General features: G+C 54.4%; 30 protein-coding genes. 19 read left to right on the top strand and 11 right to left on the bottom strand.

Annotated features, from left to right (window positions below):
* Window positions 1-102 precede the first annotated feature (102 nt).
* A complete protein-coding gene (gene entS, locus QMZ65_RS17355) occupies window positions 103-1,353 on the top strand; it encodes an enterobactin transporter EntS (protein WP_283216419.1) in 1,251 nt (416 codons plus the stop codon).
* On the opposite strand, the gene fepB is transcribed toward entS, so the two are convergent.
* The gene (fepB, locus tag QMZ65_RS17350) at window positions 1,348-2,313 is read right to left on the bottom strand and encodes a Fe2+-enterobactin ABC transporter substrate-binding protein (protein WP_097118198.1); all 966 of its coding nucleotides are present in this window, start codon (window positions 2,311-2,313) and stop codon (window positions 1,348-1,350) included. The two genes, entS and fepB, sit on opposite strands and share 6 nt — an antisense overlap.
* Window positions 2,314-2,489: 176 nt before the next feature.
* Between fepB and QMZ65_RS17345 the strand changes: the two genes are divergently transcribed.
* The 5 genes from QMZ65_RS17345 to QMZ65_RS17325 are packed head-to-tail and all read left to right on the top strand — an operon-like array spanning window position 2,490 to window position 7,345.
* The gene (locus QMZ65_RS17345) at window positions 2,490-3,671 is read left to right on the top strand and encodes an isochorismate synthase (protein WP_045833015.1); all 1,182 of its coding nucleotides are present in this window, start codon (window positions 2,490-2,492) and stop codon (window positions 3,669-3,671) included.
* Between the two features lie 10 nt (window positions 3,672-3,681).
* Window positions 3,682-5,298, top strand: coding sequence for a (2,3-dihydroxybenzoyl)adenylate synthase (locus QMZ65_RS17340; protein WP_283216418.1), 1,617 nt, complete (start codon window positions 3,682-3,684; stop codon window positions 5,296-5,298).
* Between the two features lie 19 nt (window positions 5,299-5,317).
* The gene (locus QMZ65_RS17335; RefSeq protein ID WP_097118195.1) at window positions 5,318-6,172 is read left to right on the top strand and encodes an isochorismatase family protein; all 855 of its coding nucleotides are present in this window, start codon (window positions 5,318-5,320) and stop codon (window positions 6,170-6,172) included.
* Window positions 6,169-6,927, top strand: a complete 759-nt coding sequence (gene dhbA / locus QMZ65_RS17330) for a 2,3-dihydro-2,3-dihydroxybenzoate dehydrogenase (RefSeq protein ID WP_283216417.1) — start codon at window positions 6,169-6,171, stop codon at window positions 6,925-6,927. Before QMZ65_RS17335 ends, dhbA begins: the two co-directional genes overlap by 4 nt.
* A gap of 1 nt (window position 6,928) precedes the next feature.
* The gene (locus tag QMZ65_RS17325) at window positions 6,929-7,345 is read left to right on the top strand and encodes a hotdog fold thioesterase (protein WP_058962126.1); all 417 of its coding nucleotides are present in this window, start codon (window positions 6,929-6,931) and stop codon (window positions 7,343-7,345) included.
* Window positions 7,346-7,491: 146 nt separating this feature from the next.
* Here QMZ65_RS17325 and cgtA read toward each other — a convergent pair whose 3' ends face one another.
* The 3 genes from cgtA to rplU form a co-directional block, all read right to left on the bottom strand.
* Window positions 7,492-8,667: an Obg family GTPase CgtA gene (gene cgtA, locus QMZ65_RS17320; protein WP_034826592.1), complete on the bottom strand. Its 1,176-nt coding sequence runs from the start codon at window positions 8,665-8,667 to the stop codon at window positions 7,492-7,494.
* 249 nt (window positions 8,668-8,916) lie between these two features.
* On the bottom strand, window positions 8,917-9,174 hold the full coding sequence (rpmA, locus tag QMZ65_RS17315) for a 50S ribosomal protein L27 (RefSeq protein ID WP_003851093.1): 258 nt from the start codon (window positions 9,172-9,174) through the stop codon (window positions 8,917-8,919).
* 15 nt (window positions 9,175-9,189) lie between these two features.
* On the bottom strand, window positions 9,190-9,501 hold the full coding sequence (rplU, locus tag QMZ65_RS17310; protein ID WP_034826596.1) for a 50S ribosomal protein L21: 312 nt from the start codon (window positions 9,499-9,501) through the stop codon (window positions 9,190-9,192).
* A gap of 254 nt (window positions 9,502-9,755) precedes the next feature.
* Between rplU and ispB the strand changes: the two genes are divergently transcribed.
* A complete protein-coding gene (gene ispB, locus QMZ65_RS17305; protein ID WP_038649473.1) occupies window positions 9,756-10,727 on the top strand; it encodes an octaprenyl diphosphate synthase in 972 nt (323 codons plus the stop codon).
* A 272-nt stretch (window positions 10,728-10,999) separates the two neighbouring features.
* The gene (locus QMZ65_RS17300) at window positions 11,000-11,281 is read left to right on the top strand and encodes a helix-turn-helix domain-containing protein (protein ID WP_058962127.1); all 282 of its coding nucleotides are present in this window, start codon (window positions 11,000-11,002) and stop codon (window positions 11,279-11,281) included.
* A 65-nt stretch (window positions 11,282-11,346) separates the two neighbouring features.
* Here QMZ65_RS17300 and murA read toward each other — a convergent pair whose 3' ends face one another.
* The 7 genes from murA to mlaF all read right to left on the bottom strand — a co-directional run bounded on the left by murA (window position 11,347) and on the right by mlaF (window position 16,124).
* Window positions 11,347-12,606 (bottom strand): UDP-N-acetylglucosamine 1-carboxyvinyltransferase, encoded by a 1,260-nt coding sequence (gene murA / locus QMZ65_RS17295; protein ID WP_283216416.1) that lies wholly within the window; start codon window positions 12,604-12,606, stop codon window positions 11,347-11,349.
* A 44-nt stretch (window positions 12,607-12,650) separates the two neighbouring features.
* Window positions 12,651-12,908, bottom strand: a complete 258-nt coding sequence (ibaG, locus tag QMZ65_RS17290) for a BolA family iron metabolism protein IbaG (protein WP_034826599.1) — start codon at window positions 12,906-12,908, stop codon at window positions 12,651-12,653.
* A gap of 114 nt (window positions 12,909-13,022) precedes the next feature.
* Window positions 13,023-13,328 carry a lipid asymmetry maintenance protein MlaB gene (gene mlaB, locus QMZ65_RS17285; protein ID WP_034826600.1) on the bottom strand — a complete coding sequence of 102 codons (306 nt, stop codon included), beginning with the start codon at window positions 13,326-13,328 and terminating at the stop codon, window positions 13,023-13,025.
* Between the two features lie 2 nt (window positions 13,329-13,330).
* On the bottom strand, window positions 13,331-13,960 hold the full coding sequence (mlaC, locus tag QMZ65_RS17280; protein ID WP_097118192.1) for a phospholipid-binding protein MlaC: 630 nt from the start codon (window positions 13,958-13,960) through the stop codon (window positions 13,331-13,333).
* A 14-nt stretch (window positions 13,961-13,974) separates the two neighbouring features.
* Window positions 13,975-14,517, bottom strand: coding sequence for an outer membrane lipid asymmetry maintenance protein MlaD (mlaD, locus tag QMZ65_RS17275; protein ID WP_034826604.1), 543 nt, complete (start codon window positions 14,515-14,517; stop codon window positions 13,975-13,977).
* Window positions 14,518-14,521: 4 nt separating this feature from the next.
* Window positions 14,522-15,304 (bottom strand): lipid asymmetry maintenance ABC transporter permease subunit MlaE, encoded by a 783-nt coding sequence (gene mlaE, locus QMZ65_RS17270; protein WP_034826606.1) that lies wholly within the window; start codon window positions 15,302-15,304, stop codon window positions 14,522-14,524.
* A gap of 4 nt (window positions 15,305-15,308) precedes the next feature.
* Window positions 15,309-16,124: a phospholipid ABC transporter ATP-binding protein MlaF gene (gene mlaF / locus QMZ65_RS17265; protein ID WP_034826608.1), complete on the bottom strand. Its 816-nt coding sequence runs from the start codon at window positions 16,122-16,124 to the stop codon at window positions 15,309-15,311.
* 227 nt (window positions 16,125-16,351) lie between these two features.
* On the opposite strand from mlaF, the gene QMZ65_RS17260 reads away from it, so the two are divergent.
* The 11 genes from QMZ65_RS17260 (at window position 16,352) to npr (ending at window position 24,350) form a co-directional block, all read left to right on the top strand.
* Window positions 16,352-17,335, top strand: coding sequence for a calcium/sodium antiporter (locus QMZ65_RS17260; protein WP_034826610.1), 984 nt, complete (start codon window positions 16,352-16,354; stop codon window positions 17,333-17,335).
* Between the two features lie 13 nt (window positions 17,336-17,348).
* Entirely contained in the window at window positions 17,349-18,329 is a 981-nt protein-coding gene (gene kdsD, locus QMZ65_RS17255; RefSeq protein WP_034826612.1) for an arabinose-5-phosphate isomerase KdsD, read from the top strand.
* Between the two features lie 13 nt (window positions 18,330-18,342).
* Window positions 18,343-18,909, top strand: a complete 567-nt coding sequence (gene kdsC / locus QMZ65_RS17250) for a 3-deoxy-manno-octulosonate-8-phosphatase KdsC (protein WP_097118191.1) — start codon at window positions 18,343-18,345, stop codon at window positions 18,907-18,909.
* Window positions 18,906-19,484 carry an LPS export ABC transporter periplasmic protein LptC gene (lptC, locus tag QMZ65_RS17245; RefSeq protein WP_034826617.1) on the top strand — a complete coding sequence of 193 codons (579 nt, stop codon included), beginning with the start codon at window positions 18,906-18,908 and terminating at the stop codon, window positions 19,482-19,484. Before kdsC ends, lptC begins: the two co-directional genes overlap by 4 nt.
* A complete protein-coding gene (lptA, locus tag QMZ65_RS17240; protein ID WP_034826619.1) occupies window positions 19,453-20,007 on the top strand; it encodes a lipopolysaccharide ABC transporter substrate-binding protein LptA in 555 nt (184 codons plus the stop codon). Before lptC ends, lptA begins: the two co-directional genes overlap by 32 nt.
* A gap of 5 nt (window positions 20,008-20,012) precedes the next feature.
* Window positions 20,013-20,738 carry an LPS export ABC transporter ATP-binding protein gene (gene lptB, locus QMZ65_RS17235; RefSeq protein ID WP_034826621.1) on the top strand — a complete coding sequence of 242 codons (726 nt, stop codon included), beginning with the start codon at window positions 20,013-20,015 and terminating at the stop codon, window positions 20,736-20,738.
* 48 nt (window positions 20,739-20,786) lie between these two features.
* Window positions 20,787-22,220: an RNA polymerase factor sigma-54 gene (gene rpoN / locus QMZ65_RS17230; RefSeq protein WP_034826625.1), complete on the top strand. Its 1,434-nt coding sequence runs from the start codon at window positions 20,787-20,789 to the stop codon at window positions 22,218-22,220.
* A 21-nt stretch (window positions 22,221-22,241) separates the two neighbouring features.
* A complete protein-coding gene (gene hpf / locus QMZ65_RS17225) occupies window positions 22,242-22,529 on the top strand; it encodes a ribosome hibernation promoting factor (RefSeq protein WP_034826627.1) in 288 nt (95 codons plus the stop codon).
* A gap of 162 nt (window positions 22,530-22,691) precedes the next feature.
* Window positions 22,692-23,174, top strand: coding sequence for a PTS IIA-like nitrogen regulatory protein PtsN (gene ptsN, locus QMZ65_RS17220; protein ID WP_176505766.1), 483 nt, complete (start codon window positions 22,692-22,694; stop codon window positions 23,172-23,174).
* Window positions 23,175-23,226: 52 nt separating this feature from the next.
* Window positions 23,227-24,081 carry an RNase adapter RapZ gene (gene rapZ, locus QMZ65_RS17215; protein WP_038649498.1) on the top strand — a complete coding sequence of 285 codons (855 nt, stop codon included), beginning with the start codon at window positions 23,227-23,229 and terminating at the stop codon, window positions 24,079-24,081.
* Window positions 24,078-24,350 carry a PTS phosphocarrier protein NPr gene (npr, locus tag QMZ65_RS17210; RefSeq protein ID WP_034826632.1) on the top strand — a complete coding sequence of 91 codons (273 nt, stop codon included), beginning with the start codon at window positions 24,078-24,080 and terminating at the stop codon, window positions 24,348-24,350. Before rapZ ends, npr begins: the two co-directional genes overlap by 4 nt.
* Window positions 24,351-24,352: the final 2 nt, after the last annotated feature.

Raw genomic sequence — 24,352 nt, 5'->3', positions numbered from 1 at the left:
CAACGCAATTTGATAATGGTTATCGTTATTACTCGCGTTTGCCTATGTTACCATGACTCGCCTCGCGGACGATGAGGAAAATTGGTGCAAAAAGGCGAACAAATGAACAAATCTTCCCACTTTATCGATCTCTCCCTGCTGAAAACCCATGCGGCATTTCGCGCAGTATTTATTGCCCGATTCATCTCGATTGTCGCATTAGGCATGCTCGCCGTGGCGGTGCCAGTGCAGATTCAGCAGATGACGCACTCCCCGCTTTTGGTGGGATTGGCCGTCACCCTCGCCGCATCCGGTATGTTTATTGGTCTGCTGACCGGCGGGGTGTTAGCCGATCGCTACGAGCGTAAGAAACTGATTTTGCTTGCCCGATCCACCTGCGGCTTGGGCTTTATCGCGCTGGCGATTAACGCTGCGCTGCCGCAGCCTTCACTGATTGCGGTGTATCTGCTGGGATTCTGGGATGGCTTCTTTGGCGCGATTGGCGTCACGGCGCTGCTGGCGGCCACACCGGCGCTGGTGGGGCGCGAAAACATTATGCAGGCCGGCGCCATCACCATGCTGACGGTGCGTTTTGGCTCCATCCTCTCGCCAGCCATTGCCGGACTGGTCATTGCGCACGGCGGTGTAATGTGGAACTACGGCTTAACCGCGTTTGGCACACTGATTACCGTACTGACGCTGCTGAAATTACCGCAACTCCCGCCGCCACTTCAGCCGCGTGAACATCCGCTGAAGTCGCTGGCCGCCGGGGTGCAGTTCCTGTTTGCCAGCCCGATTGTCGGCATGGTGGCGCTGATAGGTGCTCTGGTCACTCTGGCCAGCGCAATTCGCGTGCTCTACCCCGCTCTCGCACCACATTGGTCAGTGAGTGCTAACCAGCTTGGCATGCTCTACGCAGCCGTGCCTCTGGGTGCCGCCATCTGCGCGTTCACCAGCGGTAAACTGAAACATGCAGCCCGACCGGGACAGCTGGTGCTGGGCAGTGCGGTGGCCGGATTTATCGCGCTGGGATTATTCAGTCTGATGCCCAATCTGCCGCTGGCGCTGCTGTGTCTGGTGGCGTTTGGTTATTTCAGTGCCATCAACAGTCTGGTGCAGTACGCGATGATTCAACTGCTGACGCCAGACCATCTGCTGGGCCGCATTAACGGCTTGTGGACCGCGCAAAATGTCACCGGAGATGCGATCGGTGCGGCGATGATTGGGGCCATGGGATCGTGGTTATTGCCGCCACAGGCTGCCGCCGCGTTTGGTTTTGCGGCAGCGCTGTTGGGGGTTGTGATGTGGTGTGTAATGGGCCGTTTACGTCGTTATGCGCCGCCAGCCCCTGAGCTGGCGGAGCAGGCATCATGATTTAACGAACAGTTTCTCCAGACGCGCCAGCAGATTGCTGGCGCTGTAGTAATCCAGACGGAACGAATCGACGCCAAGCGGGAATACCTGCTTATCCTTAACCGCCGCGTTTTGCGCGAGAAACGGATTGCCGATCACCGACTGCGTGGTTTTGTCATCAGCCGCAAACAGCAGGAAGGTTTTGCCCGTCAAACCGCTTCCCACATTCTCACCCGACAGCTGAATGATGTCTTTACGCTGGCCCATGCTGTGGCCTTGCTGCACGCTGGCGGGTGGAACGGCGAGGGTAAAGCCAAGTTGCTCCAGCAGTTTGCCCTGCGCTGACTCCGTGGTCCACACGTTGACGGCACGCCCATCGCCGTTCCACACCAAGGCAGACACGGGCTGCGGCGGTAAGGTGATGGCTTTTTTCAACGCTGCTTCACGATCGTCAAAAGCCTTCACCCGCTGTGCAGCCTGCGCTTCGTGACCGGTTGCCTGGCCTAGCAGCGTCACCACATCCTGCCAGCTCTTGTCGTCGTAATTCACCACCAGCGTCGGTGCGATGGCGGAAAGCTGGCTGGCGAGTTTAATCGCAGAATCATTACCTGTGGCGCTCACCAGAATCAGGTCTGGTGCTTCTGCGGCCACCGCTTCGGCACTCGGCTCGCCAATATAGAGACGTTTTACATGGCGCTGTTTTGCCACCTCACCCCATTGACGGAAAAAACCCTGATCGTCGGCCAGACGGCTGTTCGGAGCGGTCGCACCGGAGGCCACCACCGGTGCATCAATTGCCAGCAATGATCCAGTTAAGGTGACGCTGGTTGAAACAATACGCTGCGGAGCTTTGTTTAAGGTAATTGAACCCTTTGCCCCCTGCACCGTGCGCGGCCATCCCTGTTCTGCCTGTGCGAGCCCTGTGAAAGTCTGGAAAATAAACAACAGGGCTGTCAGTCCCAATAAACCGCATTTATTCATAAGTTTTGGTCCACCTTTTAGCTTATTGCACGGCTCGACGTCACCTTCCGATTACGCCTAATCATGCGGGAAATCCCGCGAATGGATTGACTCTTTTGTCCAATCGACGTAGGTTACAGGCCCATAATAAAAATGATAATCATTCTTAATAATCTTATCATTTATAGGTGAAAATTATGGTGGAATCATCCATGTTTGAAAATGCCTTATTAGAGGATTTTTCTGCGTTATGTCGTGGGTTCCTCTTTACCTCGCCGTGGCGAAGCCTCGCGACTCAAGGCTGCTATACCACGATAACCACCTCTGTGGCAGACGCTGCATCATTGCAGGGTGATTTTCAACTTCAGCTGCATCAACATTTTGCGGCGGCAAAACAACAAGGCATTGAGAATCCGATCCTGGTGGGTGCGATTCCGTTTGACGTGAGTCAGCCTGCGGCCCTGTTTATTCCTGAAACGTATCAAACTTTTCATCGTGCCGACCTACAGAATGCGCTGCCTGCGGCTGCCAGTGAGCTGCCGCAGGTACGTCGTCGCGTGGCGGTGCCGGATCACGATGTCTTTACCCAAATGGTGGCCGATGCGGTGACAGCAACGCAACGCGGTGACCTAGATAAAGTGGTGCTGTCGCGCCTGATGGATATTGTCACCGAACAGCCAGTGGATACCGCGGCACTGATGCAACGCGTCATTGCGCAGAATCCGAATAGCTATCACTTCCATCTGCCGCTGCCACAAGGCGGTGCACTGGTGGGGGCCAGCCCGGAGCTGATGCTGCGTAAGCAGGGCCGCGATTTTAGCTCATGCCCGCTGGCGGGCTCAGCACGTCGTGATCACCACGATAGCCAACAGGATCAGGCAGCGGGCAATACGCTGATGGACTCCAGCAAAGATCGTCATGAACACCAGTTGGTCACAGATGCGATGCGCGATACGCTGCAACCGCGCAGTCGCCTGCTGTCCGTGCCGACGGTACCGTCATTGATCACCACCGCGACCTTATGGCACCTCGCGACGCAAATCGATGGTGAGGTACAGGATGATCGTGAGAACGCCTTGTCGCTGGCCTGCCTGCTTCATCCGACCCCCGCATTAAGCGGCTTCCCACACCAGCGTGCTCAGCAGCTGATTCAGCAATTAGAGCCTTTTGATCGTCAGCTGTTTGGCGGCATTGTGGGATGGTGTGACAGTGAAGGCAACGGCGAATGGGTGGTGACAATTCGTTGTGGCACCGTGCACGGTGCACGCGTGCGACTGTTTGCGGGCGCAGGCATCGTTGCCGATTCCCAACCTGAATCAGAATGGCGCGAAACCGGCGTGAAGCTGGATACCATGTTGCGCGCTTTTGGACTGCAATAAAGGAAAGAGCATGAGCATTCCCTATACCCGCTGGCCTGAAGATTTGGCTGCGCGCTATCGCGAAAAAGGCTATTGGCTCGATGTGCCAATGACCGATATCCTGGCGCGTCATCAAGAGAATGATGCAATCGCGGTCATCGACGGCGATCGTCAAATCAGCTATCGCGAGCTGAATCAGCTAACCGATAACCTCGCGGCAGCCCTGCAGCGCCGTGGCCTGCAACAGGGTGATACTGCGTTAGTGCAGCTAGGCAACGTGGCGGAGTTTTACGTCACGGTCTTTGCGCTGTTTAAACTGGGCGTAGCATCCGTCTTCGCGCTGTATAGCCATCAGCGCACCGAGCTGACCGCCTATGCCGCGCAGATTGAGCCTAAACTGCTAATTGCCGATCGCAGTCACGCGCTGTTTGGCGATGACACCTTTATTGGTGCGCTTTGTGCCGCTCAACCGTCACTGCAGCAGATCATCCTGCGTAATGACGGTGATAAAGAAAACACTCTCGAAGCTTTGATGGCGGAAGCGGCAGGCGATTATCAGCCCACGCCGAGCGCCGCTGATGAAGTGGCGTTTTTCCAGCTCTCCGGCGGCAGCACCGGTACGCCGAAGCTGATCCCACGCACGCACAACGATTACTATTACAGTATTCGCGCCAGTGATGAGATCTGCGAAGTCACGGCTGACACGCGTTATCTGATCGCCCTGCCCGCACCGCATAACTTCGCCATGAGCTCACCGGGTTCACTCGGCGTGTTTTATGCCGGGGGCCAGGTGATCCTCGCCGCAGATCCCAGCGCTACGCTGTGCTTCCCGCTGATCGAGAAGCATCAGGTTACCGATACCGGTCTGGTTCCACCCGCAGTGAGCCTGTGGCTGAAGGCGATTCAGGAATGGGGTAGCAACAAGCAGCTGGCTACGCTGCAGCGCATTCAGGTCGGCGGCGCGAAGCTCGGCGAAACCTTGGCGGCACGCATCCAGAGCGAAATTGGCTGCCAATTACAGCAGGTGTTTGGCATGGCCGAAGGCCTGGTGAACTACACCCGCTTTGGCGATGACGAGAAAATCGTGCTGACCACTCAGGGCCGACCGATTTCTGAAGATGACGAAGTCTGGGTGGCGGATGAACACGGTAATGCGCTGCCGCACGGCACGGTGGGTCGCCTGATGACACGCGGTCCGTACACCTTCCGTGGCTACTACAAAAGCCCGGAACACAATGCCGCCAGCTTTGATGCTAACGGCTTTTACTGCTCCGGCGATCTGATTGAGATCAACCCGCAGGGTTACATCACCGTGCAGGGCCGCGAGAAGGATCAGATCAACCGTGGCGGCGAGAAGATCGCCGCAGAAGAGATCGAGAATTTGCTGCAGCGCCATCCGGATGTGATTCATGCCGCGCTGGTGTCGATGACTGATGAACTGATGGGTGAAAAAAGCTGCGCCTTTATTGTTGCCAGCCAGCCGATCAAAGCGGTGGCGCTGCGCCGTCATCTGCGCGATCTCGGTGTCGCCGAGTTTAAATTACCCGATCGTATTACCTGCGTAGATGCCCTGCCACTGACCCCGGTTGGCAAGGTGGATAAAAAACGTTTACGCCAACAGCTTGCTGACCAACAAGCGCAAGCCTGAACCTATTCCGGAGATTGTAATGGCTATTCCAAAACTCAATTCTTACGCGCTGCCTGCCGCCACTGAACTGCCGACCAACAAGGTGAAATGGACCGTTGAGCCACAGCGTGCTGCCCTGCTGATCCATGATATGCAGGCTTATTTCCTGAATTTCTGGGGCGAGAACAGTCCGCTGATCGATCAGGTTGTGGAGAACATTGCCCGCCTGCGCGCCTATTGCAAAGCGCAAGGTATTCCGGTGTTCTACACCGCGCAGCCCAACGAGCAGAGCGATGCCGATCGCGCACTGCTCAACGACATGTGGGGACCAGGCCTGAATAAGCATCCGGATCAACAGAAGATCGTAGATACACTGGCGCCAGATCAGGACGATCAGGTGTTAACCAAATGGCGTTACAGCGCCTTTGTCCGCTCGCCGCTGGAATCGATCCTGCAGGAGATGGGCCGCGATCAGCTGATCATTACCGGCGTTTACGCCCACATCGGCTGCCTGACCACCGCCACTGACGCCTTTATGCGTAACATCCAGCCGTTTATGGTGGCGGATGCGCTGGCCGACTTTAGCCGTGAAGAGCACATGATGGCACTGACCTACACCGCTGGCCGCAGCGGCAAAGTGGTGATGACCGCCGATCTGATGCCGCTGCCGCTGAGCAAAGACGATCTGCGTGCGCTGATTCTGCCGCTGCTGGAAGATGACGATGTGCCAGAAGATGATGAAAACCTGATCGACTACGGCCTGGATTCCGTACGCGTGATGGCGCTGGCGGCGCGCTGGCGCCAGGTGCACAACGACATCGATTTCGTTAGCCTGGCAAAAAATCCGAGCATTGATGGCTGGTGGGCACTACTGTCACGGACGCCTGCCAAATGAGTGCCTCTTTCGACTTTAACGGAAAAATCGTCTGGGTAACCGGCGCGGGTAAAGGCATTGGTTACCACACGGCGCTGGCATTCCATCAGGCCGGCGCACTGGTGATCGGCTTCGATCTGCGTTTTGAGCAGCCCGACTACCCGTTTGCCACTCAGGTTCTGGATGTAGCGAATGCGGCGGAGGTGAAAGCCGTGTGCCAGCGTCTGCTGGCTGAGCAGCCTCGTCTGGATGTGCTGGTCAACGGCGCCGGGATCCTGCGCGTCGGCAGTACCGAAGCACTCGCATTCGAAGACTGGCAGGCGTGTCTGGCGGTGAACGCCGGTGGCGCCTTCAATATGTTCCAGCAAACGCTGCCGGTATTCCGCCAGCAGCGCGCGGGGGCGATTGTTACCATCGCTTCTAACGCGGCTCACGCGCCACGTCTCGGCATGTCCGCTTATGGCGCTTCCAAAGCCGCACTACGTAGCCTGTGCCTCACCGTCGGTCTGGAAATGGCACCGTTTGGCGTGCGCTGCAACATCGTTTCACCGGGTTCAACCGATACCGATATGCAACGTAGCCTGTGGCATACGCCGGAAGCAGAGCAGGAGATGATCAACGGCTTCCCGGATCAGTACAAGTTGGGGATCCCACTGCGTAAGATCGCGAAACCGCAAGAGATCGTGAACAACGTTCTGTTCCTGGCCTCAGATCTTGCCAGCCACGTGGTGCTGCAGGATATTGTGGTCGACGGTGGCGCAACGCTGGGATCCTGATATGGCAATCTGGAAACGATCGGTTGATCTGGCAACCTTAAATACCCTGGGGGATAACTCGCTGGTGTCGCACGTCGGCATCGTGTTCACGGTGATTGGCGACGATTACCTTGAGGCAACTATGCCAGTGGATACCCGCACGCAGCAGCCGTTTGGCCTGCTGCACGGCGGTGCGTCAGTGGTGCTGGCGGAATCGATGGGATCGATTGCCGGTTATCTGAGTGTGGAAGAGGGAAAAAGTGTGGTGGGGATTGAGGTCAGTGCCAGCCATCATCGCGCGGTGAGCAGCGGTGAAGTGCGCGGCATCTGCCGTCCTTTGCACCTTGGCGCACGCAACCAGAGCTGGGAAATTGAGATTCGCAATGGACGCGATCAACTGTGCTGCACATCGCGATTGACGGTGGCGGTGCTGGGGTAATTTTCCGCGACGGCCCTCACCTCCTTATTCCAGGGGGCAGAATCATCGCGCCGGATTGCTGCACACGATGCCCTTTCATCGGGAGATGAAAATGGCACTCAGCAGCCATAAAAAAAGCGGCCAATTGGCCGCTTTCTGTTTTGCGATTAACGCTGGTAAATGATTTCGACGCCTTCGTCGTCTTCCTCGTCCCAGTCGTCATCCCAATCGTCGTCTTCTTCCACTTCCTGAGCGGTTTCCATGGCTTCGCGGTGATAATCATCCCACATGAAGGCCACTTTCTCCGGCTCTTTCGCTTCTTCTTCCGCTTCTTTCGGGTTCTCGATGATGAAGGTCATCACGTCCCAGCAGAGATCTTTCACGCCGTCATGGCTGGCCGCAGAAATCAGGTAGTATTTGTCTTCCCAGCCCAAAGCTTCCACAACCGCTTTAGCGCGGCTTTCCGCTTCTTCACGGTCCAGCAGGTCACATTTGTTAAACACCAGCCAGCGTGGCTTCTGGAACAGCTTCTCGCTATATTTTTCCAGCTCACCCAGGATGATGCGGGCGTTTTCGACCGGATCGGATTCATCGATCGGCGCAAGGTCGATCAGGTGCAACAGTACACGGCAACGCTCAAGGTGCTTCAGGAAGCGAATCCCCAGACCGGCACCATCCGCTGCGCCTTCAATCAGGCCCGGGATATCGGCGACGACGAAGCTCTTTTCGTTGTCCATGCGCACTACACCAAGGCTTGGCACCAAAGTAGTAAACGGATAATCCGCCACTTTTGGTTTAGCCGCAGACACGGAGCGAATAAAGGTCGATTTACCGGCATTCGGCAGACCAAGCATACCGACATCAGCCAGCAGCATCAGCTCCAGCTGCAGGTCACGCTTCTCGCCCGGCGTACCCATGGTCTTCTGACGTGGGGAACGGTTAACCGAGGATTTAAAACGCGTATTACCCAAGCCGTGCCAGCCGCCTTTCGCGACCATCAGCTTCTGCTCGTGGCGCGTCATGTCACCCAGCGTTTCGCCAGTACCCTGGTCAATCACGCGGGTACCGACAGGCACCTTGATAATGATGTCTTTGCCGCGTTTACCGGTGCAATCACGGCTCTGGCCATTTTGACCACGTTCGGCGCGGAAAGATTTCTCGAAGCGATAGTCGATCAGGGTATTCAGGTTTTCATCCGCCAGCAGGTAAACATCACCGCCGTCACCGCCATCGCCGCCGTCCGGGCCACCGCGTGGAATGTATTTTTCGCGGCGGAAGCTGACGCAACCATTACCGCCATCGCCTGCAACCGCAAGGATCGTCGCTTCATCTACAAACTTCATTTTATTTCTCCGTCACGCTATCGTTCGCGGCGACTAAAGCACAGCAAACGGGTCCGCCAGGGTCTTCTGCGCTGACCGGCGGCGGATAATACAAGACTGGCAAAGCCAGGAGTACATAAATTGTACAGCAAACTGCGCGTTTTGGTCAGAGGGAATCCCGCAACCTGCGGCAGAATGTAAAAAGCCCCGCAAAGCTGCGGGGCCTTCAATTCGTGTGTTCAGACGTTAACCGTCTGCGTCACAACAACCTTACTCAGCAACGATGCTGATGTACTTACGGTTGTTAGGACCTTTAACTTCGAATTGTACTTTACCGTCTGCGGTAGCAAACAGGGTGTGGTCACGACCACAACCTACATTGGTACCTGCGTGGAATTTGGTGCCACGCTGACGAACGATGATGCTACCTGCCAGAACAGATTCACCACCGAAACGCTTAACACCCAGACGTTTTGCATTGGAGTCGCGACCGTTACGAGTCGAGCCACCAGCCTTTTTATGTGCCATTTGTCAGATCTCCTCTTACGCGCCGATCACAGTGATTTTCACATCAGTGAACCACTGACGGTGACCAGCTTGCTTACGGTAGTGTTTACGACGACGAAACTTAACAATCTTAACTTTCTCGCCACGACCGTGAGCAACAACTTCTGCCTTGATCACACCGCCTGATACCAGTGGCGCGCCGATTTGCACGTCTTCGCCATTTGCAATCATCAGAACCTGGTCGAACTCAATGGTTTCGCCGGTTGCGATGTCCAGCTTTTCCAAGCGAACGGTCTGACCTTCGCTTACTCGGTGTTGTTTACCACCACTTTGGAAAACCGCGTACATATAAAACTCCGCTTCTGCGCATGCCTTTCTATTCATCAGGCGGCGCGATAAATATTCACAATAGGGCGCGAATTCTACGCAAATCTCCAGCAGAAGACAAGTGCACTTTGCACTCTCTTGCAGAAAAAAAGCGCAGGACGAATGCAAACGTTTCTCAGCCCGATTTTTCAAGTACAATCAGTAACAGATTACCTGAACTCACGCTGGGTAAAAGCGCTTACCATGCAAAATACGAGTCAAAGCTGAACAGACGAATGAACTTAGAACAGATTAATGAATTAACCGCGCAGGACATGGCGGCCGTCAACCAGACCATCCTCGACCAGCTGAATTCAGATGTCTCACTGATTAATCAGTTGGGTTACTACATCATCAGCGGCGGAGGCAAACGTATCCGGCCCATGATCGCGGTGCTCTCGGCACGTGCGCTGAACTACCAGGGATCGCTACATGTCACCAATGCGGCGCTGATCGAATTTATCCACACGGCGACTCTGCTGCACGATGATGTGGTGGATGAATCCGATATGCGCCGTGGCAAAGCCACTGCCAATGCCGCGTTCGGTAATGCTGCCAGTGTGCTGGTGGGGGACTTCATCTACACCCGCGCGTTTCAGATGATGACCAGCATGGGATCCTTAAAGATCCTCGCGCTGATGTCTGAAGCAGTGAACGTGATTGCGGAAGGTGAAGTGCTGCAGCTGATGAACTGCAACGATCCCGATATCACGGAAGAGAGCTACATGCGCGTCATCTACAGTAAGACCGCGCGCCTGTTTGAAGCGGCTTCTCAAGCCTCCGCGATTCTGGCTGAAGCCACGCCGGCGCAGGAAAAAGCGCTGCAGGATTATGGTCGCTATCTGGGTACCGCTTTCCAGTTAATTGACGATTTGCTGGATTACAGTGCGGATGGCGAAACCCTGGGTAAAAATACCGGTGATGACCTGAGCGAAGGCAAGCCGACACTGCCGCTGCTCCATGCCATGCACAACGGTACACCAGAGCAAGCTCAGATGATCCGCAAAGCAATCGAAGAAGGCAACGGTCGCCATCTGCTGGAACCGGTACTGGATGCCATGCAACAAACTGGCTCGCTGGAATGGACGCGCAAACGCGCTGAAGAAGAGGCGGATAAAGCCATTGCTGCTCTGCAGGCCCTGCCAGAAACGCCGTGGCGTAGTGCACTCGAAGCATTGGCCCACATGTCAGTGCAGCGTGATTTCTGATTGCTATTACGGGGCGGCATAGCCCCGTTTTCTTTCCTGCCTCACCCGTATTCTCCCCCTGCTTTACTTCCCAGCGCTTCACCTGACTGCCCATTACATTCCTTGCATCGCTTTTGCGAAAGAGAGCTCAGTTTAATGCGAGGCCAAAACAATTACTGGAAGCTTATGGAAATTATTTGCTATAAGATTTTTGTTTTTTCCTAATATCTCTGTATTGGATACGCCCGTTGCGGCAGAGACAACGCAATAACATGGACAAGGAGCAGGACGTTATGAAAGCAAGGAAACAGGATTGGCATCCCGCAGATGTGATTGCAGCACTGCGTAAAAAAGGCACATCAATGGCTGAATTGTCACGCAATTCGGGGCTGAACTCGTCCACACTCTCCAACGCACTTTCCCGCCCCTGGCCCAAAGGAGAGTGGTTGATCGCTGACGCGATCGGTGTACATCCCGCCGAGATCTGGCCAACTCGCTATTATGATCCCATTACATCGCGCTTGCTGGATCGCAAAAAACGTATTCGATCCCCCAGGGTTCGGCAGGAGATCTGAGATCCAGGACATAAAAAAACCAGCCACGTTATCGTGACTGGTTATCATCAAACGTTGAGTCAGCGTTATTCGCCGCTGACGCGCTCGATATTGGCACCCATGGCCTTCAGTTTATCTTCGATGTGCTCATAGCCACGGTCGATATGATAAATACGGTCCACAATGGTGGTGCCTTCCGCGATGCAACCGGCCAGTACCAGGCTCGCAGAGGCGCGCAGGTCGGTTGCCATCACTTGTGCACCTGACAGCGTCTCAACACCGTGGCAAATCGCAGTGTTGCTTTCGATTTCCGCGTGACCGCCCATACGAATCAGCTCAGGGATGTGCATGAAACGGTTTTCGAAGATGGTTTCGGTGATCACGCCTGTGCCTTCCGCCACCATGTTCAGCAAGGTGAACTGTGCCTGCATGTCGGTTGGAAAACCTGGGTGTGGTGCAGTACGGACGTTAACTGCCTTAGGGCGCTTACCGTGCATATCGAGGCTGATCCAGTCTTCACCGGTTTCAATCTCGGCACCCGCATCACGCAGTTTTGCGAGTACCGCATCCAGCGTATCGGGCTGGGCTTTATGGCACACCACTTTACCGCGGGAAATCGCAGCAGCGACAAGGAAGGTACCGGTTTCGATACGATCCGGCAGAACGCGATACACACCGCCACCCAGACGTTCTACGCCTTCGATGATAATTTTATCTGTGCCTGCACCGCTAATTTTTGCGCCCAGCGTGTTGAGGAAGTTTGCCGTATCGACAATTTCCGGCTCACGCGCGGCGTTTTCAATAATGGTCGTGCCAGTGGCAAGCGTTGCCGCACTCATGATGGTCACGGTCGCGCCAACGCTGACTTTGTCCATGACGATATGCGCGCCTTTCAGGCGGCCATTAACGGAAGCTTTGACGTAACCTTCTTCCAGTTTAATTTCCGCACCCAGTTGCTCAAGGCCAGTGATGTGCAGATCAACCGGACGTGCACCAATAGCACAGCCGCCTGGCAATGAAACCTGACCCTGACCAAAACGCGCCACCAGCGGACCCAGTGCCCAAATCGAGGCACGCATGGTTTTCACCAGATCATACGGTGCGCTGAAGACGTTAACTTCGCGAGCATCAACGTGAACCGAACCATTACGCTCAACGCGCGCACCCAGCAAATTTAGCAGCTTCATGGTGGTATCGATATCACGCAGCTTCGGCACGTTCTGAATTTCAACCGGCTCTTCTGCCAGCAGCGCAGCAAACAGAATTGGCAGCGCAGCATTCTTCGCCCCGGAAATGGTCACTTCACCACTTAAACGGGTGGGGCCTTGCACACGAAATTTGTCCATTAACGGCTCTCAATTATCTATCAACAAAACAACCTGTGAGGCGCTTAGAAACCGTTGAGTTTACGGTCGCGCGCCCACTCGGTTGGGGTATAAGTTTTGATGGAAACCGCATGAATACGGTTATCCGCAATGTATTCCATCAGCGGCGCATAAACAGCCTGCTGTTTTTTCACACGACTCAGTTCACCGAACATCTCACCCACCGCGATCACCTGAAAATGACTGCCGTCGTTGCTGAGAACATGTACTTCATCTAATGGCAGCGCCTGCATCAGCACGGCCTGAACTTCACTATTTTCCATCGCTCTTTGCTTCACATAATAATAATAAGGCGGATATCTTAGAGGAAAGCGCCTGACTCTTAAATACGCAAAAGCCCCTGAATAAATCAGGGGCTTTTGGCGATGACTACGTTATCAGGCGATTTTTTCCGCAGAAACAATAATCTGCTGCAGGTTATACAGCGCAATTAATGACTGGAGTTTGTCGTTGATACCGGTGAAAAGTGGCGTGCTACCTTGTGCCCGCGCGATCTCGCGCAGGTGGACTAACAAAGCCAGTCCCGCTGAATCCACGCGCTCCAGCGCCGCGACATCAATGGTCGCGATATCCACCATGGCGGTTTCACGTTCATGCCACAATGATAGCAGGGTATCGCGATCCAACATGCCGCTTAAAGATAGCGTGCTGGCATTGCGCTGCCAGCGTAACGGTTCGCTCATGCTTACTGTTTATCCAGAGTGATAGGCTGCGCTGCGTAAGTTTTCAACTGCGCGGTCAGACCATCAATGCCCTTAGTACGCAGCAAATCACTCCACTCATTTTGTTTGGTCGTGATCATGCTGATGCCTTCAGCCACCATATCATAGGCCTGCCAGTTGCCGGTCTGGCTGTTCTTGCGCCATTGGAAATCAAGGCGCACAGGCGGACGGCCGTTCGGATCCAAAATAGTCACGCGAATCGCCACGATGTTAGCATCGCCAATCGGCTGCGATTGCTGAATCTGGTAGGTTTGGCCGTGGTACAACGCCAGCGCCTGGCCATAAGCCTGAGCCAGATAATCGCCAAATGCCGCAAAGTAAGCGTCACGCTGTGCCGGAGTAGCCTCACGATAATAGCGGCCCAGCACCAGCGCACCCGCGTACTTGATCTGTACATACGGCAGCAACTCCTGACGCACCACCTCACGCAGATAGTTAGGATCCTGCTTGATTTTAGGTTGCTCGTTTTTCAAGCGGGTGAAGGTCTTCGCCGCCGCTTCATTCATTAATTTATAAGGATCGCTCTGATCCGCTGCATTGGCCGCCAGCGGCACAATCGCCAGCATGGCAATCATCAGGAAACGTTTGAACATCGTGTTTTACCTCTCTATTCCGTTGTAGCAGGTGCTGCCGGAGCAGGCGCACTCTCGGTGCCCTGCTTTTGATTATCGTTTTTGTTATCGCCGCTCTTGTAGAGGAACTGGCCGATCAAATCTTCCAGCACCATCGCGGATTTGGTGTCACGCAACGTGCCGCCATCTTTCAGCATTGCCGAACCCAGTTCTGGATCGTCAAAGCCTAAATTCAGTGCGAGGAACTGTTCACCCAGCAGACCTTGCGTGCGAATGGCCAGCGAGCTGGTGTCCGGGATTTTGTCAGCATACTGATCGCTGATGTCCATGGTGACACGCGGTGACAGCGTTTTATCATCCAGCGAAATATCCGTTACTCGACCAATCACCACACCACCAATTTTCACCGGTGAGCTGACTTTTAGGCCGCCAATATTATCGAAAGTGGCATACAGCTTCCATGTCGGTTCGGTGCCAAGTGACTTGAGATCGGCCACGCGCAGGCTGAGGAATAACAGTGCCAACAGTGCTGCCAGCATGAAGACGCCAACCCAGATTTCGTTTTTCTTGCTTTGCATTGCATCAATTCCCAAACATCAGTGCTGTCAGCACAAAGTCCAAACCGAGTACCGCCAGTGAAGCATGCACTACGGTACGCGTTGTCGCCCGACTAATCCCTTCCGAGGTCGGGATGGCATCATAGCCATTGAACAGCGCAATCCAGGTTACCGTCACGGCAAAGACTGCGCTTTTAATGATGCAGTTGATGACATCGGTGCGAAAATCCACGGCATTTTGCATCGCTGACCAGAAGAAGCCCGGATCGATGCCTTTCCAGCCCACGCCCACCAACGCCCCACCGGCAATACCGACTGCCGTAAAGATCAAGGCTAGCAGCGGCATGCTGATAAACCCTGCCCAGAAGCGCGGCGAAACCACGCGACGCAGCGGATCAACGGCCATCATTTCCATGCTGGAGAGCTGTTCGGTGGCTTTCATCAAACCAATTTCTGCCGTCAGGGCTGAACCCGCGCGTCCTGCAAACAGCAATGCCGTGACCACGGGACCCAGTTCGCGCAGCAGCGACAAGGCCACCAGCATGCCGAGACTGGTTTCAGCGCTGTAGGTCGTCAGCACCAGATAACCCTGCAGGCCCAGCACCATACCAATGAATAAACCCGAGACCACAATGATCAGCAGCGACAGCACACCCACGCTGTACAGCTGTTTTACCAGCAGTGGCGCGTGGCGGCGGAAGGCAGGTTTACCCACCAGCGCATGAAACAGCATCAGGCCTGCACGGCCAAACGCCGCGCAAGTATTAATTCCCTGACGTCCAAGTGACGCCAGCGCCTTTAGCAACATCAGTTTACGTTCTCCCTGCACGAGTCAGATCGCTGAGGTAATCCCCGGCAGCGAAGCGGAATGGCACTGGACCGTCCGCATGACCCTCAATAAACTGGCGCACGCGCGGATCGGGATTTTCCCGCAACTCCGGCGCACTGCCCTGGGCAATAATCTTTTGACCGGCAACAATATAGGCATGGTCAGCAATGCTCAAGACCTCTGGCACATCGTGTGAAACCACAATGCAGGTCACACCTAACGAGTGGTTCAATTCATCGATCAATTTCACCAGCACGCCCATGGTAATCGGATCCTGGCCGACAAAGGGCTCATCGAACATGATCAGGTCCGGCTCCAGCGCAATCGCGCGCGCCAGTGCGGCACGGCGCGCCATGCCACCAGAAAGCTCGGCCGGCATCAGTTTAGCTGCACCGCGCAGGCCGACTGCTTCCAGCTTCATCATCACCGTGCTGTGCAGCAATTCCGGCGGTAATTGTGTGTGCTCACGCAACGGCCAGGCAACGTTATCAAAGACGTTAAGATCGGTAAAAAGTGCACCCGACTGGAACAACATGCTCATTTTTTTTCGCACTTCATACAATTTAGTGCGGGAAAGCGCTGGGATATTCTGGTCACGGAACCAAATTTCCCCTTTATCCGGTTGCAACTGACCACCAATCAGGCGCAGCAGCGTGGTTTTTCCAATCCCGGATGGCCCCATAATAGCAGTCACTTTACCCGCTGGCACGGTAAGCGAAATGTCATCAAAGATGACGCGGTCTCCGCGAGTGAAGCTGACGCCACGAACCTCAACCAGATTCGTTTTTTGCTGGATCATCGTTACCTCTTTATGCGGATCGGGCGTAATCAAAGTCGTGGATGGTAGCCTGGTAGACCACAATGCACGATAGTTTTACAGAAACTTACCCGTCAGGTGTGGCGAAAACGGCCTTAAAATTTACTTTTGCCTCTCAGACAGTCAAAATCAGCGCCTGTTTCCGCGCGCGCAATGTATTTACCTGTCGGACAAGGTTTGCCGACACACCTATCCATCAAGGATTTTTCATGTTCGTAGCCACTGCCCTGCTGTTTATTGGATTGATTTTACTGGCTTACGGTGCTGACCGTCTGGTTTTCAGTGCCGCGATCCTGTGTCGATCCTTCGGCATTCCTCCGCTGATCATCGGTATGACAGTGGTAAGCATTGGCACATCGTTACCCGAACTGATCGTTTCTTTTTCTGCAGCGCAGCATGGGCAAATGGATTTAGCTGTAGGGACGGCGCTGGGCTCAAACATTACCAATATTCTGCTGATCCTCGGCGGTGCCGCACTTTTGCATCCATTGACAGTGCACTCCAATCTGATTCGGCGCGAACTCCCCCTGATGCTGCTGGTCTCACTGCTGAGTGGCATCATGTTGTTTGATAATCACCTTAGTCGACTTGATGGCATCGCGCTGCTGCTGATTGCTTTAGGTTATCTGCTGATCGCCATTCGCATCGCCCGCCGCGCAGAGCGGGATAACAACGATACGTTAACGCGCGAACAATTGGCTGAACTGCCGCGCGATGAAGCTGGCAATACCGTGGCCTTTCTGTGGCTGGCGGTGGCGCTGATTATTCTGCCGATGTCAACGCGGATGGTGATCGATAATGCCACCGTGTTTGCCGACTATTTTGGTGTCAGCGAGCTGGTCATGGGTCTGACGTTGATTGCCGTCGGCACCAGCCTGCCTGAACTGGCTACCGTATTGGCGGGTGCATTGAAAGGTGAAGACGATATCGCTATCGGTAACCTGATTGGCGCTAATATCTTTAATCTGGCCATTGTGCTGGGCCTGCCCGCGCTGGTGCACCCCGGCAGCGTTGATGCACACGCTTTCGCACGAGATTACTGGGTGATGCTAGGTGTCAGCGTGCTGTTCGCCCTACTTTGCCTGTTACGCAAACGCCGGATTGGCCGCGTAGCGGGCTCTCTTTTGTTATCGGGATTTATTGCGTGGGTTCTGTGGCTGTGGCTCAGCCCTGCGCTCATCACAAGTTATTAAGGACGGACTGACCATGTCACATCAGCAACCGGTTTTTGATTACCAACAGGCAGGTAAAGCGGTACTGCGCATCGAACGCGAAGGGCTGGAGCAGCTCGATCAGTATATTAATGCCGACTTTAGCCGCGCCTGCGAAATGATCATTGCCTGCCGTGGAAAAGTGGTGGTGATGGGCATGGGCAAATCCGGTCATATTGGTGCAAAAATGGCAGCGACTTTTGCCAGTACCGGTACGTCTTCATTCTTTGTTCATCCTGGCGAAGCGAGCCATGGTGACCTCGGCATGGTGACAGCAAACGACGTGGTGATCGCTATCTCTAATAGTGGCGAATCGAACGAAATTCTGGCCCTCATCCCGGTCCTCAAGCGACAGAAAGTGCCGTTGATTTGCCTCACCAGCCGTCCGGAGAGTGCCATGGGGCGTGCCGCTGACGTGCATTTATGCGTGAAGGTTCCACAGGAAGCGTGCCCGCTTGGTCTGGCACCGACCTCCAGTACTACCGCCACGCTGGTGATGGGCGATGCGCTGGCGGTTGCCCTGCTGGAAGCACGTGGCTTTACTCAGGAAGACTTCGCGCTCTCACATCCCGGTGGCGCACTGGGCCGCAAACTGCTGCTACACGTCAGCGATATTATGCACAGTGGTGACGAGATCCCACACGTCAGCCGCGATGCGTCGCTGCGGGATGCGTTGCTGGAAATTACGCGCAAAAACCTCGGCCTGACGGTGATTGTTGACGACCTGATGAAAATCGAAGGCATTTTCACTGATGGCGACTTACGCCGCATCTTCGATATGGGTATCGATTTCCAGTCAGCCAGCATTCAGGATGTGATGACGCGCGGCGGGATTCGCGTGCGCCCGAATATGCTGGCTGTCGACGCACTGAATCTGATGCAAAACAAAAACATCACTGCGGTGCTGGTCGCCGATGACGATCGTCTGCTCGGTGTGGTACATATGCATGACATGCTGCGCGCTGGCGTAGTTTGAACAGGAACAAATAATGAGTGTTGAAACCACGATGATCGATACCTGCTATGGCCCGGTGAGTGCCGATGTAATGGCTCGGGCGGCGCAGATTCGCCTGCTTATTTGCGATGTCGACGGTGTGATGTCTGACGGCGTGATTTACATGGGCAACAACGGCGAAGAATTGAAAGCCTTTAACGTCCGTGATGGCTATGGTATTCGCTGCCTGCTGACCTCTGATATCGAAGTGGCTATTATTACTGGCCGCAAAGCGAAGCTGCTGGAAGATCGTTGCCAGACGCTCGGCATTACGCATCTTTATCAGGGACAATCAGATAAGCTTTTGGCGTGGCGTGAACTCCTGGATAAACTGTCATTATCTGCTGAACAAGTGGCTTACATCGGCGATGATTTGATCGACTGGCCTGTGATGGCGGAGGCCGGTTTGAGTGTGGCCGTCGCCGATGCCCACCCCGTGTTATTACCTCGTGCACACTACGTCACCCGTATTGCCGGTGGCCGTGGTGCGGTACGTGAACTCTGCGATCTGATTTTGATGGCGCAGAACAAATTTGAGGATGCCAAAGGGCAATCAGTATGAGTAAGAGCAGGCGTTGGATAACGCTGATTTTGGCCTTGATCGCCCTGGTGCTGATCGGCTGGAATCTCACCAACCAGGACGATAGCGAAGCGCCGGTGGCGACCAATAGCCAGGAGCCAACCTATACCAGCGAGAAGTCCCATTCTGTGGTATACAACCCCACGGGCGCGCTGGCGTACAAACTGATCTCGGATAAAGTGACTTACTTTGCGGCAGATGAGGTGAGCTGGTTCGATAATCCGGTTGCAACCACGTATGATGAAAATAAAGTGCCCACCTGGACTATACGTGCCGATAAGGCAAAGCTGACCAAAGATCGTATGCTGTATCTATATGGTCACGTCGAAGTGAATACCCTGACCCAGGATTCTCAACTTGAGCGCATTATTACCGATACGGCTCAGGTTAATCTGGTCACCCAGGATGTGACATCTGACGATCAAGTCACCCTATTTGGCCGCAGTTTTAATTCCACTGGCATGAAGATGCGCGGCAATTTACGAACCAAGAATGCCCAGCTGCTTGAAAAGGTCAAAACTTCCTATGAAATCCAAAATGAACAAAAACAGCCTTAAGTTGTTGTTGGTAAGCGCCTTACTGGCGACCAGCCTGCCCGCGCTGGCCCTGACGGGAGACTCTGACAAACCCGTTAATATTGATTCGGTGAATCAGGCGCTGGATCTGCAAGGCAACGTAGCGACCTTTACCGGCAATGTCATTGTGACCCAGGGTTCAATCAAAATCACCGCTGACAAAGTGGTGGTCACACGTCCAGGTGGCGACAGTAAAAAAACTATCGTGGATGCCTACGGCGCTCCCGCCACTTTCTACCAGATGCAGGATAACGGCAAACCCGTGCAGGGCCACGCCTCAAAACTGCATTATGAGCTGGCGAACGATTTCGTTGAACTGACGGGCAATGCCTTCATTCAGCAGCTGGACAGCAACATCAAAGGCGATCGCATCACTTACCTGGTGAAAGAGCAGAAAATGCAGGCCTTTAGCCAGGGCGAAAGCAAACGCGTCACCACCGTACTGGTGCCGTCGCAGTTGCAGGACAAAAACGGCTCGTCCACGAGCCCTAAAAAGAGTAACTGATCGCTATGGCCACATTAGTCGCTGAAAACCTGGCGAAAGCCTATAAAGGCCGCCGCGTGGTGGAAGATGTCAGCCTGCAGGTAAAATCTGGCGAGATTGTCGGCCTGCTGGGTCCAAACGGTGCCGGCAAGACCACCACATTCTATATGGTTGTCGGGATTGTGCCGCGTGATGCAGGCCGCATCGTGATCGATGACGAAGATATCAGTATTCTGCCGCTGCATGCGCGAGCGCGCCGGGGCATTGGCTATCTGCCGCAGGAAGCGTCAATCTTCCGCCGTCTAAGCGTGTTCGACAATCTGATGGCGGTGTTGCAAATCCGCGATGATTTAACGGAAGAGCAGCGTCAGGATCGTGCCAATGAGTTGATGGAAGAGTTCCACATTGAGCATCTGCGTGACAGCATGGGGCAGGCGCTTTCCGGTGGTGAACGCCGCCGTGTTGAAATCGCTCGCGCTCTGGCAGCCAACCCCAAATTTATCCTGCTGGATGAACCTTTTGCCGGTGTTGACCCGATCTCAGTCATCGATATCAAAAAAATCATCGAACACCTACGCGATAGCGGCCTTGGCGTGTTGATCACCGATCACAACGTGCGTGAAACGCTTGCGGTGTGCGAACGTGCTTACATCGTGAGCCAGGGACATCTGATCGCGCATGGCACGCCGGATGAAATTCTTGCAGATGAGCAGGTTAAACGGGTTTATTTGGGCGAAGAGTTCAGACTCTGATAAGGTGTCGTTATTCACGACATTTGCTTAGGAAATTCAAGCAGAATTATGAAGCAAGGTTTGCAACTCAGGCTCAGCCAACAGCTGGCGATGACCCCACAGTTGCAGCAGGCCATTCGTCTGCTGCAACTCTCTACGCTTGAACTCCAGCAGGAACTGCAACTGGCGCTGGAAAGCAATCCGCTGCTTGAGCAAACCGATCTGCATGAAGAAGTAGATTCACGTGAGCATCAGGAGAGCGACTCGTTAGACACACGTGAAGCCCTCGAACAGAAAGAGATGCCCGAGGAGCTTCCACTCGACGCCACCTGGGATGAAATCTACACCGCGGGAACGCCTTCTGGCACGGGTACCGATTACCAGGATGATGAGCTGCCGGTTTATCAAGGTGAAACCACCCAGTCACTGCAGGACTACCTGATGTGGCAAGTGGAGCTCACGCCGTTTACGGATACCGACCGCGCGATTGCCACTTCAATTGTCGACGCCATTGATGACACGGGCTATCTCACCGTTTCCGTCCAGGACATCTGCGACAGCATTGGTGATGAAGAGCTGACGCTGGAAGAGGTTGAAGCGGTGCTGAAGCGTGTTCAGCGCTTTGATCCTGTCGGTGTCGGTGCACGTGATCTACGTGACTGCTTGCTGGTGCAACTTTCACAATACGCTGCCGATGCGCCAATGCTGGCAGAAGCGCGGTTGATCGTCAGTGAACATCTGGATCTGCTGGCCAACCACGATTTTCGCAGCCTGATGCGTGTAACACGCCTCAAGGAAGAAGTGCTGAAAGACGCGATGCTGCTGATTCAGTCACTCGATCCCCGTCCCGGCCAATCGATCAACACCAGCGAACCCGAGTATGTGATTCCTGATGTACTGGTGCGTAAAACCAGTAAGCGCTGGACCGTTGAATTGAATTCAGACAGCTTGCCGCGCCTGAAGATCAATCAACATTACGCCGCGATGGGCGGTTCCGCACGTAACGACAGCGACAGCCAATTCATTCGCAGTAATTTGCAGGAAGCCAAATGGCTGATTAAAAGCCTCGAAAGCCGCAACGACACACTGCTCAAAGTGACGCGTTGTATTGTCGAGCAGCAGCAGGCGTTCTTTGAACAGGGCGAGGAATACATGCGGCCGATGGTGCTGGCAGATATCGCCCAGGCCGTGGACATGCATGAATCCACCATTTCCCGTGTGACCACGCAAAAGTACCTGCACAGCCCGCGTGGCATCTTTGAATTAAAATATTTTTTCTCCAGCCATGTGAATACCGAAGGCGGTGGCGAAGCCTCTTCCACGGCTATCCGTGCCCTGGTGAAGAAATTGATCTCCGCGGAGAACCCCGCAAAACCCTTGAGCGACAGCAAACTCACCTCCATGTTATCCGATCAGGGCATCATGGTGGCGCGACGTACGGTTGCTAAATATCGCGAGTCTTTATCTATACCGCCATCAAACCAGCGTAAGCAGTTGGTTTGACCGAACGAAGAAGGAAGACCTATGCAGCTAAACCTGACCGGACTGAATGTTGAAATCACTGAACCGCTGCGCGAATTTGTAAATAGCAAATTTGCCAAACTGGAACACTACTTTGATCGTATCAATCAGGTTTATATTGTTCTGAAAGTGGAGAAGGTGACGCAGATTGCGGAAGCAACACTGCACGTCAACGGCGGAGAGCTGCACGCCACAGGGGAAGCGGAAGACATGTACGCGGCCATCGACGGGTTAATCGACAAGCTTTCCCGTCAGCTGACCAAACACAAAGACAAACTGAAAAAACACTAACCTTCATGCTTGCAGAGTGCTGACCGATTCGGCACTCAGAGCGCAAATGGGGCGGGTTAACCGCCCCGTTTTGTCATCTGCGCAAGCGCCAACGGGAGACTCGCCATTGTGCTATGAATGGCGTTAACCTTGCGGCTATGTGAACTCGCAAGTGAAACGATGATGAACAACGATCTGACACTGGAATTGAGCTCGGTCCTCTCACTGGACTGTACCCGTAGCGGCGTACACTGCCAGAGTAAAAAACGCGCGCTGGAAATTATCAGCGAGCTGGCAGCGAAGCAGCTCAATCTGCCGCACCAGACACTATTTGAAGCCATTCTGACTCGCGAACGTATGGGCAGTACTGGCATTGGCAACGGTATCGCCATTCCGCATGGCAAGCTGGAGGAGGATACGCTGCGCGCCGTTGGCGTATTTATCAGCCTCGACCAACCGATCGCCTTTGACGCCGTGGACAATCAGCCGGTTGATCTGCTGTTTGCTCTGCTGGTGCCTGCAGACCAGTGCAAAACCCATTTGCATACGCTGTCGCTGGTCGCTAAACGTCTGGCAGACAAAACCGTCTGCCGCCGTTTGCGTGCGGCACAGAGTGATGAAGAACTCTATGCCATTATCACAGAAGCTCAGGAAGAACACTCTTAAGCGACAGACACATTTACCGGCCTATTCGTCGGTTTAAAACGGGAGAAATGTGATGGTGCTGATGATCGTTAGCGGTCGGTCAGGCTCAGGAAAATCGGTCGCACTGCGTGCCCTGGAAGACATGGGATTTTACTGTGTCGATAATCTACCCGTGGTGCTGCTACCGGAATTAGCGAACACCCTAACAGAGCGCAATATTTCGGCGGCCGTCAGCATTGATGTGCGCAACATGCCTGAATCGCCGGAGGTGTTTGAAACGGCGCTCAACAATCTGCCGGATTCGTTTTCACCACAGTTACTGTTCCTGGACGCCGATCGCAACACGCTGATACGGCGTTACAGCGATACTCGCCGCATCCATCCGCTCTCCAGTAAAAACCTGTCACTGGAAAGCGCGATTGATGAAGAGAGTGATCTGCTGGAGCCTTTGCGTTCGCGGGCAGACCTGATCATCGATACGTCCGAAATGTCGGTCCATGAGTTGGCTGAAATGCTGCGTACGCGCCTGTCAGGCAAACGTGAGCGTGAGCTGACCATGGTGTTTGAGTCCTTCGGCTTCAAACACGGCATTCCCATTGATGCCGATTACGTCTTCGATGTGCGTTTCCTGCCAAACCCGCACTGGGATCCCAAGCTGCGTCCGATGACCGGGCTTGATCGTCCTGTTGCGGCTTTCCTCGACCGCCACACTGAAGTACATAACTTCATTTACCAGACGCGCAGCTATCTGGAGCTGTGGTTGCCGATGCTGGAAACCAACAACCGCAGCTATCTAACGGTCGCGATTGGCTGTACCGGGGGGAAACACCGTTCGGTTTACATCGCCGAACAGCTGGCAGATTACTTCCGTTCACGCGGCAAAAATGTGCAGTCTCGTCATCGCACTCTGGAAAAACGTAAATCATGACCGTGAAGCAAGTCGTTGAGATTCGCAATAAGCTGGGCATGCATGCGCGCCCGGCAATGAAACTGTTCGAGTTGGTGCAGAGTTTTGACGCAGAGGTACTACTGCGCAATGAAGCCGGTACGGAAGCCGAAGCCAGCAGCGTGATTGCGCTGTTGATGCTCGACTCCGCGAAAGGCGGCCATATCGAGATTGAAGCCAGCGGTCCGCAGGAAGTCGAGGCGCTGGCTGCGGTGATTGAGCTGTTCGAAGCCGGGTTTGACGAAGATTAATT

Source organism: Pantoea sp. EABMAA-21, from assembly GCF_030053335.1.
Taxonomy (GTDB): Bacteria; Pseudomonadota; Gammaproteobacteria; order Enterobacterales; family Enterobacteriaceae; genus Pantoea; species Pantoea communis.
This window is presented reverse-complemented; position numbering and strand designations above follow the sequence as displayed.

What these genes read in the sequence shown, in the direction of transcription:
- mlaC (WP_097118192.1), bottom strand. Translation starts at nt 13,960, where the DNA reads ATGTTCAAACGTTTCCTGATGATTGCCATGCTGGCGATTGTGCCGCTG.
- QMZ65_RS17345 (WP_045833015.1), top strand. Translation starts at nt 2,490, where the DNA reads ATGGTGGAATCATCCATGTTTGAAAATGCCTTATTAGAGGATTTTTCT.
- mlaE (WP_034826606.1), bottom strand. Translation starts at nt 15,304, where the DNA reads ATGTTGCTAAAGGCGCTGGCGTCACTTGGACGTCAGGGAATTAATACT.
- lptC (WP_034826617.1), top strand. Translation starts at nt 18,906, where the DNA reads ATGAGTAAGAGCAGGCGTTGGATAACGCTGATTTTGGCCTTGATCGCC.
- mlaB (WP_034826600.1), bottom strand. Translation starts at nt 13,328, where the DNA reads ATGAGCGAACCGTTACGCTGGCAGCGCAATGCCAGCACGCTATCTTTA.
- rpoN (WP_034826625.1), top strand. Translation starts at nt 20,787, where the DNA reads ATGAAGCAAGGTTTGCAACTCAGGCTCAGCCAACAGCTGGCGATGACC.
- npr (WP_034826632.1), top strand. Translation starts at nt 24,078, where the DNA reads ATGACCGTGAAGCAAGTCGTTGAGATTCGCAATAAGCTGGGCATGCAT.
- lptB (WP_034826621.1), top strand. Translation starts at nt 20,013, where the DNA reads ATGGCCACATTAGTCGCTGAAAACCTGGCGAAAGCCTATAAAGGCCGC.
- mlaF (WP_034826608.1), bottom strand. Translation starts at nt 16,124, where the DNA reads ATGATCCAGCAAAAAACGAATCTGGTTGAGGTTCGTGGCGTCAGCTTC.
- ptsN (WP_176505766.1), top strand. Translation starts at nt 22,692, where the DNA reads ATGAACAACGATCTGACACTGGAATTGAGCTCGGTCCTCTCACTGGAC.
- QMZ65_RS17335 (WP_097118195.1), top strand. Translation starts at nt 5,318, where the DNA reads ATGGCTATTCCAAAACTCAATTCTTACGCGCTGCCTGCCGCCACTGAA.
- cgtA (WP_034826592.1), bottom strand. Translation starts at nt 8,667, where the DNA reads ATGAAGTTTGTAGATGAAGCGACGATCCTTGCGGTTGCAGGCGATGGC.
- rplU (WP_034826596.1), bottom strand. Translation starts at nt 9,501, where the DNA reads ATGTACGCGGTTTTCCAAAGTGGTGGTAAACAACACCGAGTAAGCGAA.
- murA (WP_283216416.1), bottom strand. Translation starts at nt 12,606, where the DNA reads ATGGACAAATTTCGTGTGCAAGGCCCCACCCGTTTAAGTGGTGAAGTG.
- dhbA (WP_283216417.1), top strand. Translation starts at nt 6,169, where the DNA reads ATGAGTGCCTCTTTCGACTTTAACGGAAAAATCGTCTGGGTAACCGGC.
- QMZ65_RS17260 (WP_034826610.1), top strand. Translation starts at nt 16,352, where the DNA reads ATGTTCGTAGCCACTGCCCTGCTGTTTATTGGATTGATTTTACTGGCT.
- kdsD (WP_034826612.1), top strand. Translation starts at nt 17,349, where the DNA reads ATGTCACATCAGCAACCGGTTTTTGATTACCAACAGGCAGGTAAAGCG.
- entS (WP_283216419.1), top strand. Translation starts at nt 103, where the DNA reads ATGAACAAATCTTCCCACTTTATCGATCTCTCCCTGCTGAAAACCCAT.
- ispB (WP_038649473.1), top strand. Translation starts at nt 9,756, where the DNA reads ATGAACTTAGAACAGATTAATGAATTAACCGCGCAGGACATGGCGGCC.
- kdsC (WP_097118191.1), top strand. Translation starts at nt 18,343, where the DNA reads ATGAGTGTTGAAACCACGATGATCGATACCTGCTATGGCCCGGTGAGT.
- QMZ65_RS17300 (WP_058962127.1), top strand. Translation starts at nt 11,000, where the DNA reads ATGAAAGCAAGGAAACAGGATTGGCATCCCGCAGATGTGATTGCAGCA.
- hpf (WP_034826627.1), top strand. Translation starts at nt 22,242, where the DNA reads ATGCAGCTAAACCTGACCGGACTGAATGTTGAAATCACTGAACCGCTG.
- lptA (WP_034826619.1), top strand. Translation starts at nt 19,453, where the DNA reads ATGAAATCCAAAATGAACAAAAACAGCCTTAAGTTGTTGTTGGTAAGC.
- rpmA (WP_003851093.1), bottom strand. Translation starts at nt 9,174, where the DNA reads ATGGCACATAAAAAGGCTGGTGGCTCGACTCGTAACGGTCGCGACTCC.
- ibaG (WP_034826599.1), bottom strand. Translation starts at nt 12,908, where the DNA reads ATGGAAAATAGTGAAGTTCAGGCCGTGCTGATGCAGGCGCTGCCATTA.
- rapZ (WP_038649498.1), top strand. Translation starts at nt 23,227, where the DNA reads ATGGTGCTGATGATCGTTAGCGGTCGGTCAGGCTCAGGAAAATCGGTC.
- QMZ65_RS17340 (WP_283216418.1), top strand. Translation starts at nt 3,682, where the DNA reads ATGAGCATTCCCTATACCCGCTGGCCTGAAGATTTGGCTGCGCGCTAT.
- mlaD (WP_034826604.1), bottom strand. Translation starts at nt 14,517, where the DNA reads ATGCAAAGCAAGAAAAACGAAATCTGGGTTGGCGTCTTCATGCTGGCA.
- fepB (WP_097118198.1), bottom strand. Translation starts at nt 2,313, where the DNA reads ATGAATAAATGCGGTTTATTGGGACTGACAGCCCTGTTGTTTATTTTC.
- QMZ65_RS17325 (WP_058962126.1), top strand. Translation starts at nt 6,929, where the DNA reads ATGGCAATCTGGAAACGATCGGTTGATCTGGCAACCTTAAATACCCTG.